General features: G+C 61.6%; 11 protein-coding genes. 6 read left to right on the top strand and 5 right to left on the bottom strand.

Annotated elements, in window-relative coordinates; translation table 11 throughout:
• Positions 1-47 precede the first annotated feature (47 nt).
• The 4 genes from ACGJAX_RS26615 to ACGJAX_RS26600 are packed head-to-tail and all read right to left on the bottom strand — an operon-like array spanning position 48 to position 5,673.
• Positions 48-1,496, bottom strand: coding sequence for a curlin (locus ACGJAX_RS26615; protein WP_390956754.1), 1,449 nt, complete (start codon positions 1,494-1,496; stop codon positions 48-50).
• Between the two features lie 27 nt (positions 1,497-1,523).
• Positions 1,524-1,985 (bottom strand): curlin, encoded by a 462-nt coding sequence (locus ACGJAX_RS26610; protein WP_390956753.1) that lies wholly within the window; start codon positions 1,983-1,985, stop codon positions 1,524-1,526.
• A 59-nt stretch (positions 1,986-2,044) separates the two neighbouring features.
• Positions 2,045-4,291 (bottom strand): Ig-like domain-containing protein, encoded by a 2,247-nt coding sequence (locus tag ACGJAX_RS26605; protein WP_390956752.1) that lies wholly within the window; start codon positions 4,289-4,291, stop codon positions 2,045-2,047.
• Positions 4,292-4,326: 35 nt separating this feature from the next.
• Positions 4,327-5,673, bottom strand: a complete 1,347-nt coding sequence (locus ACGJAX_RS26600; RefSeq protein WP_390956751.1) for a hypothetical protein — start codon at positions 5,671-5,673, stop codon at positions 4,327-4,329.
• A gap of 290 nt (positions 5,674-5,963) precedes the next feature.
• Between ACGJAX_RS26600 and ACGJAX_RS26595 the strand changes: the two genes are divergently transcribed.
• The 5 genes from ACGJAX_RS26595 to ACGJAX_RS26575 all read left to right on the top strand — a co-directional run bounded on the left by ACGJAX_RS26595 (position 5,964) and on the right by ACGJAX_RS26575 (position 14,531).
• Positions 5,964-7,412: an ATP-binding protein gene (locus tag ACGJAX_RS26595; protein WP_390956750.1), complete on the top strand. Its 1,449-nt coding sequence runs from the start codon at positions 5,964-5,966 to the stop codon at positions 7,410-7,412.
• Between the two features lie 187 nt (positions 7,413-7,599).
• On the top strand, positions 7,600-10,401 hold the full coding sequence (locus tag ACGJAX_RS26590; RefSeq protein ID WP_390956749.1) for a multicopper oxidase domain-containing protein: 2,802 nt from the start codon (positions 7,600-7,602) through the stop codon (positions 10,399-10,401).
• Positions 10,402-10,421: 20 nt separating this feature from the next.
• On the top strand, positions 10,422-11,537 hold the full coding sequence (locus ACGJAX_RS26585; protein ID WP_390956748.1) for an SCO family protein: 1,116 nt from the start codon (positions 10,422-10,424) through the stop codon (positions 11,535-11,537).
• 101 nt (positions 11,538-11,638) lie between these two features.
• Complete coding sequence (locus tag ACGJAX_RS26580; RefSeq protein ID WP_390956747.1) at positions 11,639-13,132, top strand: ATP-binding protein; 1,494 nt, start codon at positions 11,639-11,641, stop codon at positions 13,130-13,132.
• Positions 13,101-14,531, top strand: coding sequence for a sigma 54-interacting transcriptional regulator (locus ACGJAX_RS26575; RefSeq protein WP_390956746.1), 1,431 nt, complete (start codon positions 13,101-13,103; stop codon positions 14,529-14,531). The genes ACGJAX_RS26580 and ACGJAX_RS26575 overlap by 32 nt, the downstream gene beginning before the upstream one ends.
• 27 nt (positions 14,532-14,558) lie before the next feature.
• Here ACGJAX_RS26575 and ACGJAX_RS26570 read toward each other — a convergent pair whose 3' ends face one another.
• The gene (locus ACGJAX_RS26570; RefSeq protein ID WP_090327253.1) at positions 14,559-14,942 is read right to left on the bottom strand and encodes a hypothetical protein; all 384 of its coding nucleotides are present in this window, start codon (positions 14,940-14,942) and stop codon (positions 14,559-14,561) included.
• 178 nt (positions 14,943-15,120) lie between these two features.
• Between ACGJAX_RS26570 and ACGJAX_RS26565 the strand changes: the two genes are divergently transcribed.
• The gene (locus ACGJAX_RS26565; protein ID WP_390956745.1) at positions 15,121-15,927 is read left to right on the top strand and encodes a methyltransferase domain-containing protein; all 807 of its coding nucleotides are present in this window, start codon (positions 15,121-15,123) and stop codon (positions 15,925-15,927) included.
• Positions 15,928-15,973 lie beyond the last annotated feature (46 nt).

The following is a 15,973-nucleotide window of genomic DNA, read 5'->3' as shown; positions in this document are numbered from 1 at the left end:
TAAAAAACGCGACCCCACAAAGGGCCGCGTTTTTTCACACCCCACAACTACTTCTGCAAAACAGTCGCCGAGTTCGCCGAACCAAACTGCTGCACGCTGGCCGTCTGCGCCATGCCGCTCTGATCAACACTGGCAATGTTGCCGGTGCCGCCCTGGGTCACATAAGCCACGTTCATGGTGTCAGCCTGCTTGATGGTGATCACGTTGTCGTCGCCATACAGCTGGTTGGTGAACGCCTGGTTGCCGCTGCCTTCCTGGTTGAACTCGGTGCTGTTGCCGCTGCCGTTGCTGCTGCCCTGGGCCAGGTTGTTGGTGCCGCGCTGGTCGGCGATGAGGATGTTGTCGCTGCCGTTCTGGTCGAAGTACAGCTCGTTGTAGGAATCGGCCTGGGTCACGGTGGTTTTGTTGCCGGTGCCGGTCTGGTGGGTGGTCATGATGTGGCCGGCGCCGTTCTGGGTGAAATTGGCGACGTTGTTGGTGCCATTCTGGTTGACGGTCGCCCGTTGGTTGCTGCCGAACTGGCCACCTTTCTGCGGGCCTTTCCAGTTGCTGGCGTAGACCTTGTTGCCGGTACCCGAGGAGGTGGCGTTGAGCACATGGCTGTCGCCGCTCTGGTAGGTGAAATGCACGTTGCTCGTGCCGGTTTGATAGAGCGCCAGGGTCGAGCCGACGGAGTCGAACTGGTCGGCGTAGATCGCGTTGAGGTCGCCGACTTGCATCACATTGGCGACGTTGTTTTCGCCGAAGCTCTGGTCGACCACGGTTTCGTTGGTCTGCCCGTATTGGGTGACGGTGGCCTTGGCGCCGAGCTGGGTGTCTTGCCAGACTTCGGTGCCGTTGCCGTCGCCGGACTGGTTGATGCTCAGGTTGCCGCCGGTGCCGTTGCGCTGGTCGCCATAGGCGTAGTTGGTGTTGCCGGCCTGGTTGATGTCGATCTGGCCGCCCATCTGGCCGATCTGTTCGGCTGTCGCGTAGTTGGTGGTGCCGTACTGGATGATCACCGCATTGTTGCCCGTGCCCAGTTGAATCTGTTCGATGTTGGCCTCGTTGCCGTCGCCGTACTGGTAGGTCTTGGCGGTGGCGCCTTCCTGACTGTCCTGGTAGATGAACGAGAAGTTGCCGGTGCCTTCCTGTTGCTGCAGGGCTTCGCCGCCGCCGACACCGATCGACTGGCTGGCATGGCTGGTGTTGAAGCTGCCGCTCTGGTTCTGGGTGATGGTGCTGTTGTCCTCGAACAATTGCTCGGCGTAGCCGGCGTTGTAGTCGCCGACCTGGGTCTGGCTGATGGTGCTGGTGGCCGTGTCTTGCACGGCGGCCGCATCATTGCCTTGGCCCGTTTGCTGCTGGGTGGCGGTGCTGAATGGCGCCGAGGTTTGCTTCACATCGGCGATGTTGGCGGTACCGGACTGGTTCTGCGTGGACACGCTGTCGTTGGCAAGGGCCTGGGCACTGACAATGACCAGGATGGCGGCGGTGAGGGGCGTCAGTTTGAACATGGTGAAACCTCCAAGTGGTGCAGTGCTTTAGCGATATTGTTTGACCGATACGCTCATGCCGTTGCCGGCCTGGGTGACGGCGCTTTGCTGTCCTGAGCCGGCCTGTTCGATGCTGGCGTCGTTGTTGTTGCCGTTCTGGGCGATTTGCGCGCGGTTGTGGCTGCCGCTCTGGATGATCGAAGCGGCGTTGCCCGAACCTTGCTGGGTGATCAATGCCATCAGGTCGCTGCCTTGTTGCAGGATGAAAGCTTCCTGATTGCTGCCCGACTGCACGATCTGGCCGAGCAGCGACTGACCGTTCTGCTGCAACAGCGCGATGTTGGCCTGGCCGTTCTGGTCGATCAGTGCGTGCTGGCCGATCGGTGGTGGCAGCTCGCCGAGATCGGCGGCAGGGGCCAGGTCGTCGTTCTCCATCAAATCGTCGGCGCTCGCGCCTGCGCTGCTGCAAAGCAGAAGCAGGCAGAGCAGGGCGGCGGTCGACAGGTTCATGGCGTTGTCCTGTGGGAAGCGGCCAGCCCCATCGACCCGGGAGTCGATGGGGCAAGGGCTCAGTTGGAGATCACCGACACGGTGCGCACGGTGCCTTGGGACGAGGTGATGGTGGCTGTCGGGTTCGCCGACGGAATCACCGTGGTGGTGTTGTTCACTGTCAGCCTCCAGCGACCGGTCACCGGCACCGTGGTAGTGCCCAGGGTTTGCAGCCCGGTCGGGGTGCTGACCTGGATGGTGATGGTGTTGCCGGTGGTCACCGATGAGGTACCCGCGAAGTCCCAGGTGAAGCGGTTATTGGAACGGGCGGTCACCGTGGCCGTGGTCACCGTGAAGGTTTCCGCAGCAGGCCGTGGCGAGACTTGCACCGTGACCGTGGCCGGCGTCGTCGACACAGCACCGAAGCTGTCCTGGGCGAAGTAGCTGAAGGTGGTGGTGAAGGCTGTGGTGACCGTGGCCGGTGGGGTGTAGGTCAGGACCGTGCCGTTACTGCTGACGGTGCCGCGACCTGTCGGTGGTTGAGTGAAGCTGGCGACGGCGAGTGGGACGTTGCCTTCCGGATCGGTGTCGTTGGCCAGCACGTTGATTGGAATCGCCACACCCAGGGTCGCGACGCTGTCGGCGACGGCTACCGGAGGTTGGTTGGGCGCCACGGTAATGGTCACCGTCGCAGGATTGGCCGAGGCCAGGCCTTTGATGTCTTGAGCCTTGTAGGTGAAGGTCGTGGTCAGTGGTGCATTGACCACGGCTGGCGGGGTGTAGATGACCGCGGTCGATCCGCTCAACGCCACCGTGCCCTGGCCGGCGGCCGGTTGAGTGAGCGCGGTGATGCTCAGCGGCACGTTGCCATCCGGGTCGTTGTCGTTGGCCAGCAGGTTGAGGGTGATCGGCACCCCGAAGCTGGTGCTGCCGCTGTCGGCCACGGCGATCGGCGCCTGGTTCTCGCCACTGTCCGGGGCTGTACCGACCACCACCACAGGCTCGGTGTCGCTGCCGCCGGCGGCGGATTTGACGGTGACCGTGGCGGGTGGTTGCGGCAGGTCCGCCACCGTCAGACGTTGCAGGGTGCCGGACTTCGACAGTCGGCCATGGCCTTGAGCGACCATGTCGGGAACCGCCACTTCGTCGCTGGACGTCGCCTCGATCAGCAGGCTGTGATTGCTCCAGTTGTAGCGAGCCGTCTGGATTTTCACCAGGTCACTGAGCTTGCTCGACACGGCGGTCGGGCGGGTGGAGCCGGTCGGGTTGGTGGCGGTGAGCACCACCACTGCAGGCACGGGGCCGTTGAACAGGCGCTGGCCGAAGAACAATCCGGTGCCGTCGCCGGTCAGGTTGGTCAGGCAGGGACTTGGCGGTGGGCCCGGGACCAGGGCGACGGTTTCGCGGAAACACAGCGTGGAGCTGTTGTCGGCTTTGCCGAAGACTTCGACCCGGGTGCTGGTGCCGGTGCCCGACGTGGTGCGGCGGTAGGTGGCGCGGTTGAGTTCGACCGCGGTCTGCGCCCGGTTATCGAGGACTTTGCCGGACACGGTGAAGAGGTTGGTCTCGATGGTCCCGGCGGGGCCCTGGATGCGCACGAAGTTGGTGTTGTTGGGGCTGCCGGTGACCTGTTCGGTGAGGTTCGGGTCGCCGACGTAGGTTTCGATGGTGCCGGTGTCCGGGTTCACTTCGGTGTAAGGCCCGTTGACGCTGCGCAGGAATGGCCCGATCGCACCGTTAAGCGCACCGCTGAAATTGCCCGGTGCACCGATGCCGACATCTCTGGTGATGTTGATTGCGCGACGTCCTGGTGTCGTGACGTTGACGGTTTCCACGCCGTAGGGGTGGGTAATGGTGTAGGTCCCGGCGACGGGCACGCTAATGCGCATGCGAATCCGCGCGAAACTGATTTGATCGCCATCGACCGGGGTTCCGCTGGCAAATGCCGCTTCGATTCCGGCGACGTAGGCGTCCATTCCATAGCCGGCGGCATTGTTGGGGATGGTGGCCTGGGCGAGGAACCAGAACGATTCGTCTGGCCAGTTATCCGGGAATACCATCGGCAGGGTGTCGTCGAAAATGCCCGGAGTCGGCAGCAGGGTGCACATGTAGGCCGGTGGTGTGGCAGCCGCCACCCGCGAGCTCACGGCCCGGGACTGGCACAGTTCCATCGACAGCAGGTTGTTGTCCTGATACCAGATCGGGAATTTCCCCGTGGCAAAGGTATAGGGGCCAGGGTCGACGGCAGCGAGTTGCGCGAAGGCACTGCCGGACAGCGAAAGAGTCAGTCCCAGGGCGTTGAGCGCCAGGCGTGGCCAATTGTTCATGATGCCTCCTGATGGGGATCTGGGCATGTGAGCGTTCATTGCACGATGACCACTTCTTCGGTGTCGCTGCCGCCATTGGAGGACGTCACGCGAACCTTGGCCGGCGGAATCGGTGAGAGGCCGGTGGACAGGCTTTTCACGGCGCCATCGCCGCTGAGCGCGCCGATGGCGGCCCCGGTGCCGGAGGTGGCGGTCAGCACCGGCGGCGATGTTTCATCGCTGGTGGAGGCCACCACGGTGATTTGCCCGGTGCTCAGGCTGTACTCGGCGCGTGAAATCACCACCAGGTCGGTCAGAGGTATCGGCAACGTGGTCGGTGTGCTGCTGGGGATGGCCAGGTGGTTGTCGGCGGTCACCTGCAGGGTGCTCGGCAACGTCGGGTCGGTGGAGGACTGGGCGTACCAACTGCCGGTGCTGTCAGCCTCGGTCAGGTTGAGCACCGGGTTGTTGCTGTCCAGGGTCACTTTGGCGGGCGGTGGCGGGGCCAGGACGAAAACGTCCTGATGGGCCACTGGCGCACTGCTGCCGGCCGTACGCGAGTAGGTGCTGCGCTGGGTGATCATCGGGGTCGGCCGGGTCACCGTCGACAACTTGCCGGAAATGGCCATCACCGTCGTGCGCAGATCCAGCCCGTTGGGACCTTCTATGCGGATGTAGTTGGTATTGAACGGGCTGCCGGTGAAGGCTTCCACCAGGTTCGGGTCGCCGACGAATTGCTCGGCGGAACCGGTGACCGGGTTGGTTTCGGTGTAGGGGCCATTGACGCTGCGCAGGAACGGCCCGACGTCACCTTTAAGCGCGCCGTCGTAGGTCTTCGGTGCGCCAATCCCGATGTCCCGGGTCATGTTGATCGCCCGGCGCCCGGGGGTGTCGACATTGAAGACTTCGACGCCGTAGGGGTGGGTGATGACGTAGGTGCCAGCGGTGGGCACGTCGACGCGAATGCGGATGCGGGCGAAGCTGATCTGGTCGCCCTCGACCGGGTCGCCACCGCTGAAGGCCGCTTCGACGGCACTGACATACGTCAGGTCGATACCGCGTGCGGCATCGACGATTGAGCCGTCTCCGGTGAACCAGAACGCTTCATCGGGGAAGTTGCTCGGGAAAACCACCGGTTTTGTGTCGTCGAAAATCCCGGGAGCCGGCAGCAGATTGCACATGTAGGTGGGGGCCCCCGGCGCGCTGGGGACCCGCGAACTGACGGCCTTGGACAGGCACAAGTCGAGCGTGCGGCCATGGGTGTCCTGATACCAGGACGCGAAGGAGCCAATGGCGGGTAAATAGGGGCCGGGGTCGACGGCAAACAGCGCTGCCTGGGCAACGCCTTGGGCCAGAGCGGTGACGACCAGGGCAGTCGCGGTTTTGGACAGTAAAGGGTGCATGAGTATTCCCTCTATCAGAGTACCTGCCCCTTGGGGATGGGTCAGTTGGCAGGGCTTCGGCAACTTCCATACCAATCGTTGGAAATACCCCTGAGAGCCCCGCGATACAGGCGTTTGTGACGCAGGCGCAGAACCTGGCCCGATAAAGGGAACGGGCCTCTTTCCCCAACATTGGGGGCAGATGGGGAGGGTGCGACAGTGGGGAAAGGGTGGGGGGGATGAGACCCGACTTCGGGCAAACTGCCAGCAGTGGGCTATAAACCCTCTAGGGGTTTTTCGGAAAATCGTCGATGACCATGCAGGCAAAAACGCTGGAGTCCGATAAGGGCGACATCCGCTTGAGCAGGCGCAAGCGGCCGTTCAATCTGCTGCGCTGGTTTTCGCTCATCAGCATGGCGGTGATCGGTACGGTGGCGGTGGCGCTCGGCTCGGTATCGACCAGATTCGTGATTACCGAAAGCGTGCAGCGCGATGCGTTATTGACCTCGCAGTTCCTGACCGCGATTGCCTCGGCCGAGGTGCGCCATGTGTCGATCCCCAACGTGCGGACCATGGGTGAATTGCTCGACCCGCGCAAAGACCGCGACTTTCCCGATGTCGACCCGATGGCCCGGGCCAACGCCCGTGGCGAATTCCTCGACCACATCTCACACTTGCCGGACGTGATCCTGGCCAACGTTTACGCCCCCGACCGCATGGTGATCTGGTCAACCAACCCTGCCTTGATGGGCACCACCATTCATGCCGATGAAGACCTGGACCGGGCCTTCGCCTCAATGACGCCGGTATCGGCCAGTTACCACGATGTGGACAAGAGCCGCATGGAACAGAAGTTCGTGACGCCACCGCAATACATCTTCATCGAGAACTACATTCCACTGTTCGATGCCGATGGCGACAAAGTCACCGCGATGGTCGAGATCTACAAGGAGCCCCAGGACCTGATCCAGCGCATGGCGCGCGGCCTGGTGCTGATCTGGCTGGCCACGGCCCTGGGCGGTGGGCTGATTTACCTGGGCCTGTACTGGATTGTGCGGCGGGCAGCGATTCTGCTGGCGCAGCAGCAAAAGCAATTGATCACCAACGAAACCTTTGTCGCCCTGGGCGAGATGTCATCGGCGGTCGCCCACAGTTTGCGCAACCCGCTGGCGACCATTCGCTCAAGCGCCGAACTGGCCCTGGAGTTCGACGGCGGGCCTGCGCACAAGAACATCAACGACATCATCGGTCAGGTCGATCGCATGTCGAAGTGGGTGCGCGAGTTGCTGCAATCCTTGCGACCGCTGAGCGACGAAGCCGAGCCGGTGAACCTGGTCGCGGTGTTGCTTGACAGCCTCGCGGCGTTTGAGCAGCAGATCGCCAGGGCCGGGATCAACGTCGTGTTCGAGCCTCAGGACACGCCCATGGTGTTGAGCCAAAAGGTGCAACTGACGCAGATCCTCAACAGTTTGCTGGCCAATGCCCTGGAGGCCATGGACGAAGGCGGAACGCTGACCATCAGCCTGAAGCCGATCGATGCCCGCCGCGTGTGCCTGGTGATGAGCGATACCGGCAAAGGCATGAACGCGGAGCAGCGTGCCATGGCGTTCCGGCCGTTCTTCAGCACCAAGCAGGGCGGGCTCGGAGTCGGGCTGCTGCTGGTCAAGCGAATCATGGAGCGTTTTGGCGGGACGGTGGCGCTGGACAGCCGTGAAGGCAAGGGCACGCGTGTCCGGTTGTCGTTCAAGCTGATTCCCTGAAAATGGGGGCGAAGTTTCCCCGCTAGCGGGTGCCATTCCCCAGTCGTTTTTTTCAGGTCATGGCACATTGATGTTGATAAGCCATTGTTTCAGCGTGTATTAATTCTTTCGTATAACGCTGTTACAAATTTGGCGAGCTATTTGCAAAACCCCCATCACCCCCTTCACGCATACGAGGCGGCTGGTGATGGACAGAAAAGCGCGGTATCCCTTCAAATGGTTTGGCCTGGCGCCCTTGAGCGTCATCCTCTCAATGACACTCAGCACAGGGACGCTGCGCGCTGCACCCATAGACGACGAGCGACAGCCGGAGCCGTCCGATCCTTCCGCTTACTACGATGAGCCGGCGGACGAGCCGGCCGCATTGAACGCCATCTTGACCATGCCGGAGGCCAACCAGGATTCTTTCGAGTTGCCTGACGGGGTCAAGGGAACACGCGATTCCACCCGGGTGGAAAACGTTCTGCCGCCCACCGTGCAGACCAGTTTCAACTACCCCACCAATGGCAAGCCGAGCCCGTTGTTTGGTGCGCAGCCGTTCACCCAGCAGTTGCTGCTGTTCGAGGAATTCGGCCCGGAAAAACTCGACCCCACCACGCCTGCGGCGCCATTGCCGTTTCCACCGGCAGCCATTGGCCCGTTGCCCCAGCAGGACCCCACCAATGCCGCCCGCAGTGCGCCACCCAGCAACGCACTGGATGCGTTCCTGCGTCAACCCGGGTTGACCCCGTTCCCCAGTCAGTACTCCAACGTGGTGGACCGCAATCCTTGGCAGGCGCAGATCGAATATTTCCTCAACCGCCACATCGGTGCGGCGGCTGAAGGTCGTCCACCAGGAAAGGGCTGGTCGCATCAGCGCTGGAACGAGTTCTACCCGCAGATGGCCTACAAAACCGTGCAGACCGGTGCGCGGGTCAACAGCGGCTGGCGTGACAGTCATCAGATGCACGGCTATGCCGTCGGTGAGTTCGGCCCCGGTGGCCTTTACCACAACGTCGCCGGTGTACCGGCAACGGATGGCACTTCGAAGGGCGTCGACGCGCGTTTCCACCCGAACATGCCGGTGCAGAATCACAATTCGGTGTGGACCTTCGACGGTACCTTGCCGCCCAAATTGTTGATGGTGCGTTACGGCCAACCGGTGCTGATGCGCCATTACAACGGTTTGCCCATCGACCCTTCGGCGAACATGGGGTTTGGCCTGCACACCATCAGCACCCACGAGCACAACGGTCACGCGCCGGCGGAAAGCGACGGCTATGCCAACGCGTTTTTCTTCCCCGGCCAGTACTACGACTATCGCTGGCCGATCCAGTTGGCCGGCTATGACAGCATCAACACCGATGCCCATGACCCACGCGCGGCATTTCCTTGCGCACCGGGCGAGACCCTGTGGACCAACGACGTCAATCCCAGCCGCAAGACCTGCGAGAACGGCACGATCAAGATTCGTGGCGACTGGCGCGAAACCATGAGCACCCACTGGTTCCACGACCACATGCTCGATTTCACCGCGCAGAACGTCTACAAGGGCAACGCGGCGATGATGAACTACTACAGCGCCCTTGACCGTGGCAATGAATCGGTGAAGGACGGCGTCAACCTGCGCTTCCCCAGCGGCAGTGCCTTGCCGTGGGGTAACCGCGACTACGACGTCAACCTGGTGTTTGCCGACAAGGCCTGGGATCAGAACGGTCAGCTGTGGTTCAACCCCTTCAACACAGACGGCTTCCTCGGGGACCAGGTGCTGGTCAACTGGCAATGGAAACCGAGCCTGGATGTGCGCGCCCGCAGCTACCGCTTCCGCATGCTCAACGGTTCGGTATCGCGTTACTACAAGTTTGCGCTCGTACGTGAAATCAAGGGCACCAGCGGTGAGTTCCAGGGGCCCAAGGGCTCGGGTGTGTCCTATGCCCGGGTGCCGTTCCACATGATTGCCAACGACGGCAACATCATGGAACACAGCGTGCCCTTCGACGGCACCATGGACCTGGATGGCGACGGCGATAAACAGAACCACAACGCGATCCTGCCAACCCAGGGCATTGCCGAGCGCTTCGACATCATCGTCAACTTCGCAAAAAACGGGATCAAGCCGGGCGACAAGATTTTCTTCGTCAACCTGCTGGTGCACGACGATGGCAAAGGCCCGAAAGAACCGGTCTCACTGGCCGACGTACTGTCCGAGAAATACCTGGCGGTAATCAAGCAAACCAGCAAGGGGCCGCAGTGGGACAAAGGCGATCCGGCGGTGGGCAAGGTGTTGCAGCTCAACGTCAAGCCTTACACCGGTCAGGACCTGGCCATGGACCCGGCGCTGTATGAACCGGCCAAACCGGGCAAGGCTGAAGGCCTGGTGATGATCCCGCTGAAGATCCACCGCGACAACGCGGCCGACAAGGCGCTGCTGGCCAAGGCCCGTCACCGCACCTTCGTCTTCGGTCGCTCCGACGGCACCGACGAAGCACCCTGGACGGTCAAGACCGATGGCGGCTTCGGCTTCCACATGGACCCGCGTCGCTTGAACGCAGCGACCCAGTTGGCCAGCGGTCCCACCGATGCCGGAGCGGCCGGTTTCGGCACCCTGGAAGTGTGGAACATCAAGGCCGGTGGTACCGGCTGGAGCCACCCGGTGCATGTGCACTTCGAGGAGGGGATCATCCTCAGTCGCGGCGGCAAGGCACCACCGGAATGGGAAAAATGGGCACGCAAGGACGTGTACCGCATTGGCTCGGAAAAGGATGGCCTGGACAATGTGGAAATGGCGATCAACTTCCGCGAATTCGCCGGGACCTACATGGAGCACTGTCACAACACCCAGCATGAAGACAACTCGATGCTGCTGCGTTGGGACATTGAGAAGCCCGGGCAATTCCAGTTGATGCCGACACCGCTGCCCAGCTGGGATGGCGTGCGCTATGTGAACTCGGCGGCGCTGCCAACCTTCCGCACTGGCGACGGCATGGGCCCACAAGTGCTGGTCAAGTAATGAACCGGGAGGGTGTCGACATGAAGTGGCAAACACCACGCTCACGGAGCCTGGGCATGCACCTGGTGCTGGTACTGGTGACCTGCGTGCTGGCCAGCCGGCTGCTGGTTGCCAGCCAGTCACCGTCGACACCTGCACCTGTACCGACCGCCGCTGATACAGCGGTCGCCGACTCCGCCACCCCGTGGGGTGGCGACTATTTCCCCAACACCCTGCTGACCGATCAGGACGGTCGGCAGGTGCATTTTTTCGACGACCTGATCAAGGGCAAAGTGGTGGTGATCAACTTCATCTTCACGTCCTGCAGCGACTCCTGCCCGCTGGAAACCGCGCGCCTGCGCCAGGTGCAGAAACTGCTCGGTGATCGGGTCGGCAAGGACGTGTTTTTCTACTCCATCAGCATCGATCCACTGAGCGATACACCGGCCGTGCTCAAGGCTTATGCGCAACGCTTCCAGGTCGGGCCGGGCTGGCAGTTCCTCACCGGGGAATTCGCCGATGTCACCGAGCTGCGGAAAAAACTCGGGCTGTTCATTGAAGGTGTCGACAACGGGCGCAGCAAGGATCACAACCTGAGCCTGATCGTTGGTAACCAGCAAACCGGGCGCTGGATGAAAGCGTCGCCGTTCGAAAATCCGTGGATTCTGGCCGACCAGTTGGCCAACACCTTGCAGAACTGGAAGCAACCGAGCATTGAGCAGAGCTACGCCGACGCTCCGCCAATCCGGCCGCCGAGCAACGGCGAAGAACTGTTTCGCACCCGCTGCGCGTCCTGTCACAGCCTCGGCCCGCTGGACGGGCAGGGTATCGGCATGCGCAGCATCGGCCCGGACCTGATTGGCGTGACCCGTCAGCGCAATCCGGTCTGGCTCAACCGCTGGATTCGTGAGCCGGACCGCATGCTGGCGGAAAAAGACCCGATTGCCATGGAGCTGTTCGAGCGTTTCGACAAGATCCCGATGCCCAACCTGCGCATGGACGAGCATTCAGCGCAGTCGATCATCGAATTCCTCGAGGAAGAAACCGAGCGCCAGCATCCGGTCGCGGCATCGTTGGCCAGCAGCACAGAGGCACCGGAAGATCATCCGGCGATCGCGGTGCCCGGCAAGGCCCTCGATAAAACCCGGGCGCAGTAATGGCTAAATAATTTCAATGGGCAGTCAATCCCGGTCAATGCCACCTACACTGATCCGGGACATGGCTAAGAAGGCTTGTTTCAAGTATCCAGGACGGTTCCATGCAGATACTAGAACAACAAAAAATACCTGCGCCGGATGCGCCGGCAGCAGAAGGCAAGGGCTGGCGGCCACCCTTCAATCTGGTGCGCTGGTTTTCCCTGGCGAGTTTTTTCATCATTGCCGCCGTGGCCCTGGGGCTGGGTTACATTTCCACGCGTTTCGTGGTGGAAGAGAGCATTGAGCGCGACTCGCTGCTCACCGCCCAATTCATCCAGGCCATTGGCGATGCGGAAATTCGCCATGCCGGAATAACCACAACCAGGACCATGGGCGAAATGCTCGACCCGCGCCTGGACAACGCCTATCCCGATGTCAATCCGGGTTCCCGTGCCGCTGCCCGCATAGAGTTTCTCGACCATGTCGAGCACCTGCCGGACTCGTTGTTGGCGGTGGTGTATGCGCTGGATCGCACGGTGGTCTGGTCGACCAACCCGGAGATGATCGGCATGCGCATCGAAGGCGACGATGAGCTGGACGAGTCCTTCGAAATGAAAGAGACGGTGTCCACCAGCTACCACGAAATCGATGAAGAGCGTCCCGAGCAAAAACTGTTGCGCGAGCCTGAGTATTTGTTCGTCGAGAACTACATCCCGATGTTCAACGCCGACAAAAGCAAAGTGATTGCCATGGTGGAAATCTACAAGGAGCCGGCCGACCTGGTGGCGCGTATCCAGCGCGGATTCAAGGCGATCTGGCTGGCGACCCTGCTCGGTGGCGCGGCCATCTACCTGGGGCTGTTCTGGATCGTGCGGCGGGCGGCCACGCTGCTGCAGAGCCAGCAGAAACAACTGATCGCCAACGAGACGTTCGTGGCCCTGGGGGAAATGTCCTCGGCGGTCGCCCACAGCCTGCGCAACCCGCTGGCGAACATCCGCTCCAGCGCCGAGCTGGCCCAGGAAATCGCCAGCCAGACCGCACAGAAGAACATCGGCGACATCATCAGCCAGGTCGATCGCATGTCGCGCTGGGTCCGTGAATTGCTGGTGTCGTTGCGCCCGGTGAATGACGACGATGAAAACGTCGATCTGGTGCTGGCCGTCGACGATGCCCTGAGCGCCTTCGACCCCTTGATCAAACGTTCGAACGTCGAAGTGCGCTTCACGCCCAAGAGTGTTCCGCCAGTCGTCAGCCAACAGGTGCTGCTGACGCAAATTCTCAATAGCCTGTTCGCCAATGCCCTGGAGGCCATGCCCAAGGGTGGCGTGTTGAGCGTCGATATCGAATCGACGACGCCCGAGCAGGTGAGCCTGATTATCAATGACACCGGCAAGGGCATGACCCGGCAACAACTGCACTCGGTCTTCAAGCCGTTCTTCACCACCAAACAAGGCGGGTTGGGCGTAGGCCTGGCCCTGGTCAAAAGAATAATGGAGCGTTTCGAAGGTTCGGTCGAACTGACCAGCCAGGAGCAGGAAGGAACCCGCGTCAGTCTCAACTTTAAAGTGGCAACGGGAGGGGAATATGGAGCACAGCATATTGCTGGTCGAGGATGATGAACTCCTCGCCGAGAATATTCAGACCTACCTGGAGCGCAAGGACTTCGAGGTGACAGTCTGCCACTCGGCGGAAGACGCACTGGAGCAATTGGGGACCTTCGTTCCTGACGTCGTGCTGACCGACAACTCCTTGCCAGGCATGAGTGGTCACGACCTGATCCAGAAGTTGCGCATCAGCGCACCGGACCTGAAAGTGATCATGATGACTGGCTACGGCAACGTCGAAGATGCCGTGGTGGCGATGAAAGAAGGTGCCTTCCACTACGTGACCAAACCGGTGGCCTTGCCAGAGCTCAAGCTGTTGCTGGACAAGGCCCTGGCCACCGATCGGATGGAGCGCACGCTGTCGTTCTACCAGGAACGCGAAGCCCAGAAATCAGGGGTGCAGGCACTGATCGGCGAATCGGCACCGATGCTTTACCTCAAGGGCACCATCAACCAGTTGCTCGACGCCGAACGCCGCATGGCCAACTCCGATCTGCCACCGGTGTTGGTGGAAGGCGAAACCGGCACCGGTAAGGAGCTGGTGGCCCGCGCCCTGCATTTCGATGGTCCGCGCGCCAAGGGGCCGTTCATTGAGTTCAACTGCGCCTCGATTCCGTCCAACCTGGTGGAGTCGGAGCTGTTCGGTCACGAGAAGGGCGCGTTCACCGACGCCAAGGACCGTCGCCTCGGCCTGGTCGAAGCGGCCGATGGCGGCACACTGTTTCTCGACGAAATCGGTGAAATGGACCTGCTGCTGCAGGCCAAATTTCTGAAGCTGCTCGAGGACCGGACGATTCGCCGGGTCGGTTCGGTCAAGGAGCGCAAAGTCGATCTGCGGGTGATCAGCGCCACTAACTGCAACCTTGAACAAATGGTCCAGCAGGGCAAGTTCCGCCGCGACCTGTTCTTCCGGTTGCGCATCATTTCGATCAAGGTGCCGCGGTTGTATGCCAGGGGTGAAGACATCCTGCTGCTGGCCCGGCACTTCCTGGCCACCCACGGCAAACGCTACGGCAAGCCGAACCTGCACTTCAGCGACCAGGCCGAAGAGTTGCTGCTCAACTACAGCTGGCCCGGCAACGTGCGCGAGCTGCGCAATATGCTCGAGCAAACCGTGTTGCTGGCACAGCACGACACCATCGCGGCCCATCAGCTCAACGTCTGCCTGAGCCTGGTGGATGAGCCGCCGATGTTCCAGCACGAGATGCCCCCCAGCGAGCCGCGTCCTTCCTACAACGGCAGCGAGTCGATGAACCTGCCGGAAGTCGAGCGCGACATGGTGCGCAAGATGCTCGACAAGACCGACTGGAACGTCACCAAGTCCGCACGCCTGCTGGGCCTGAGCCGCGACATGCTGCGCTACCGGATCGAAAAGCTCGGCCTCGCTCGCCCGGACAAACGCCAGTGGTAACGAGCCGCTTCAAGCGGGAGCGGCCCTTTACAGGGCCGGGTCCGGTGCGCTGCGACAGGACTGCATGCACGAGGGATCGAGGACTTCCTGGTTCACGTAGACACCGCGCTCCGGGTCGTAGGAGCGGATGAACACGCGAACGGTGGTGTCCGCTACCGTCGGCAGGCGGGAGTCGGAGAACACATGCTCGCTTGAAATCGGGATGAATTCGGCGGGCGCCGTCGGGATGTATGAGCCTGGCGGCACGGTGTTGATGGAAGGCGGCGAGGGATGGGCGAAGGGTTGGTCTGACCCGTAATAATGGAACTCAGTGTTCGACTGATCGGTTTGCATCAGGCTGTCGTCCGCCTGTACACCCGTGGCGGCAGTCAGGCACAGGGCAAGCAACAGTGTCTGTTCGGTTTTGTTCATGGCAACACCTGCGAAATCGGTTTTCGCGCATTTCCCCAAGGCCATTAACTATAGCGTTCCCGTGGCCAGGCGTCGGTGTGGCCTGGCTTACAAGATCACTACAACCTCCGGATGGGGTGATTGCCAGGCATGAACTAGAATCGGCGCGGTCAATCAAGACCCGATTCTGGAGCGTGCAATGGAAATGCCGACAAAAGATAAAGCCATCGCCAGCAACCGCGATGCCTGGAATGACTCCGCCCGCCACCACAAGGACAGCGCCGAATGGCAGGCTCTGCTGAGCGCGGTGACTCGCAGCGATTTCTCTTGCCTGGACGACACCCTGACCGGGTTGCTCACGCAGGTCGGGGTCGACGGCAAGGAGGTGGTGCAACTGGGCTGCAACAATGGTCGCGAAAGCCTGTCGCTGTATGCCTTGGGGGCCAGGCATGTGGTCGGCGTCGATCAGTCGGCGGCGTTTCTCGATCAGGCGCGGGAACTGGTCTCTCGTTCACCCCGTAATCCGGAATTCATCGAGACGGACATTCACCACTTGCCGCTTCAGTTGCAGGGTCGCTTCGACCTGGCGCTGATCACCATCGGCGTATTGAACTGGATGCCGGACATCGGCGAGTTCTTCCGCCACGTGGCGCAGACGCTGAAGCCGGGCGGCGCGCTGGTGGTGTACGAAACCCACCCGTTCCTGGAAATGTTCGACCCCGAGGCCGCCGAGCCTTTCGGACTGGCCAGCTCGTACTTTCGCGCCGAGCCTTTTGTCCAGAACCAACCGATCGTCTACGAAGGCAAAGTCGAGCAAGCGGCGGCTGCCTCCTACTGGTTCGTCCATACCCTGGGCGCCATCTTCACCGGGGCCATCTCGGCCGGATTGCAGATCAGCCACTTCAAGGAGTACCCGCATTCCAACCGCGAGGAACTCTATGATCGCTACCAGCAGCAAGCGGCGCAGTTGCCGTTGTGTTTTACCTTGGTGGCGGTGAAGTGCTGAGTAGGTGTTGCGCTGACTGACGCCATCGCGAGTGAGGCCTCAGAAG

Origin of the sequence: Pseudomonas moorei, assembly GCF_042846945.1 — a bacterium.
GTDB classification, from domain to species: domain Bacteria; phylum Pseudomonadota; class Gammaproteobacteria; order Pseudomonadales; family Pseudomonadaceae; genus Aquipseudomonas; species Aquipseudomonas moorei.
This window is presented reverse-complemented; position numbering and strand designations above follow the sequence as displayed.

Coding starts and splice junctions, on each gene's coding strand:
- ACGJAX_RS26575 (WP_390956746.1), top strand. CDS start 13,101: ATGGAGCACAGCATATTGCTGGTCGAGGATGATGAACTCCTCGCCGAG.
- ACGJAX_RS26565 (WP_390956745.1), top strand. CDS start 15,121: ATGGAAATGCCGACAAAAGATAAAGCCATCGCCAGCAACCGCGATGCC.
- ACGJAX_RS26605 (WP_390956752.1), bottom strand. CDS start 4,291: ATGAACAATTGGCCACGCCTGGCGCTCAACGCCCTGGGACTGACTCTT.
- ACGJAX_RS26595 (WP_390956750.1), top strand. CDS start 5,964: ATGACCATGCAGGCAAAAACGCTGGAGTCCGATAAGGGCGACATCCGC.
- ACGJAX_RS26615 (WP_390956754.1), bottom strand. CDS start 1,496: ATGTTCAAACTGACGCCCCTCACCGCCGCCATCCTGGTCATTGTCAGT.
- ACGJAX_RS26585 (WP_390956748.1), top strand. CDS start 10,422: ATGAAGTGGCAAACACCACGCTCACGGAGCCTGGGCATGCACCTGGTG.
- ACGJAX_RS26600 (WP_390956751.1), bottom strand. CDS start 5,673: ATGCACCCTTTACTGTCCAAAACCGCGACTGCCCTGGTCGTCACCGCT.
- ACGJAX_RS26570 (WP_090327253.1), bottom strand. CDS start 14,942: ATGAACAAAACCGAACAGACACTGTTGCTTGCCCTGTGCCTGACTGCC.
- ACGJAX_RS26610 (WP_390956753.1), bottom strand. CDS start 1,985: ATGAACCTGTCGACCGCCGCCCTGCTCTGCCTGCTTCTGCTTTGCAGC.
- ACGJAX_RS26590 (WP_390956749.1), top strand. CDS start 7,600: ATGGACAGAAAAGCGCGGTATCCCTTCAAATGGTTTGGCCTGGCGCCC.
- ACGJAX_RS26580 (WP_390956747.1), top strand. CDS start 11,639: ATGCAGATACTAGAACAACAAAAAATACCTGCGCCGGATGCGCCGGCA.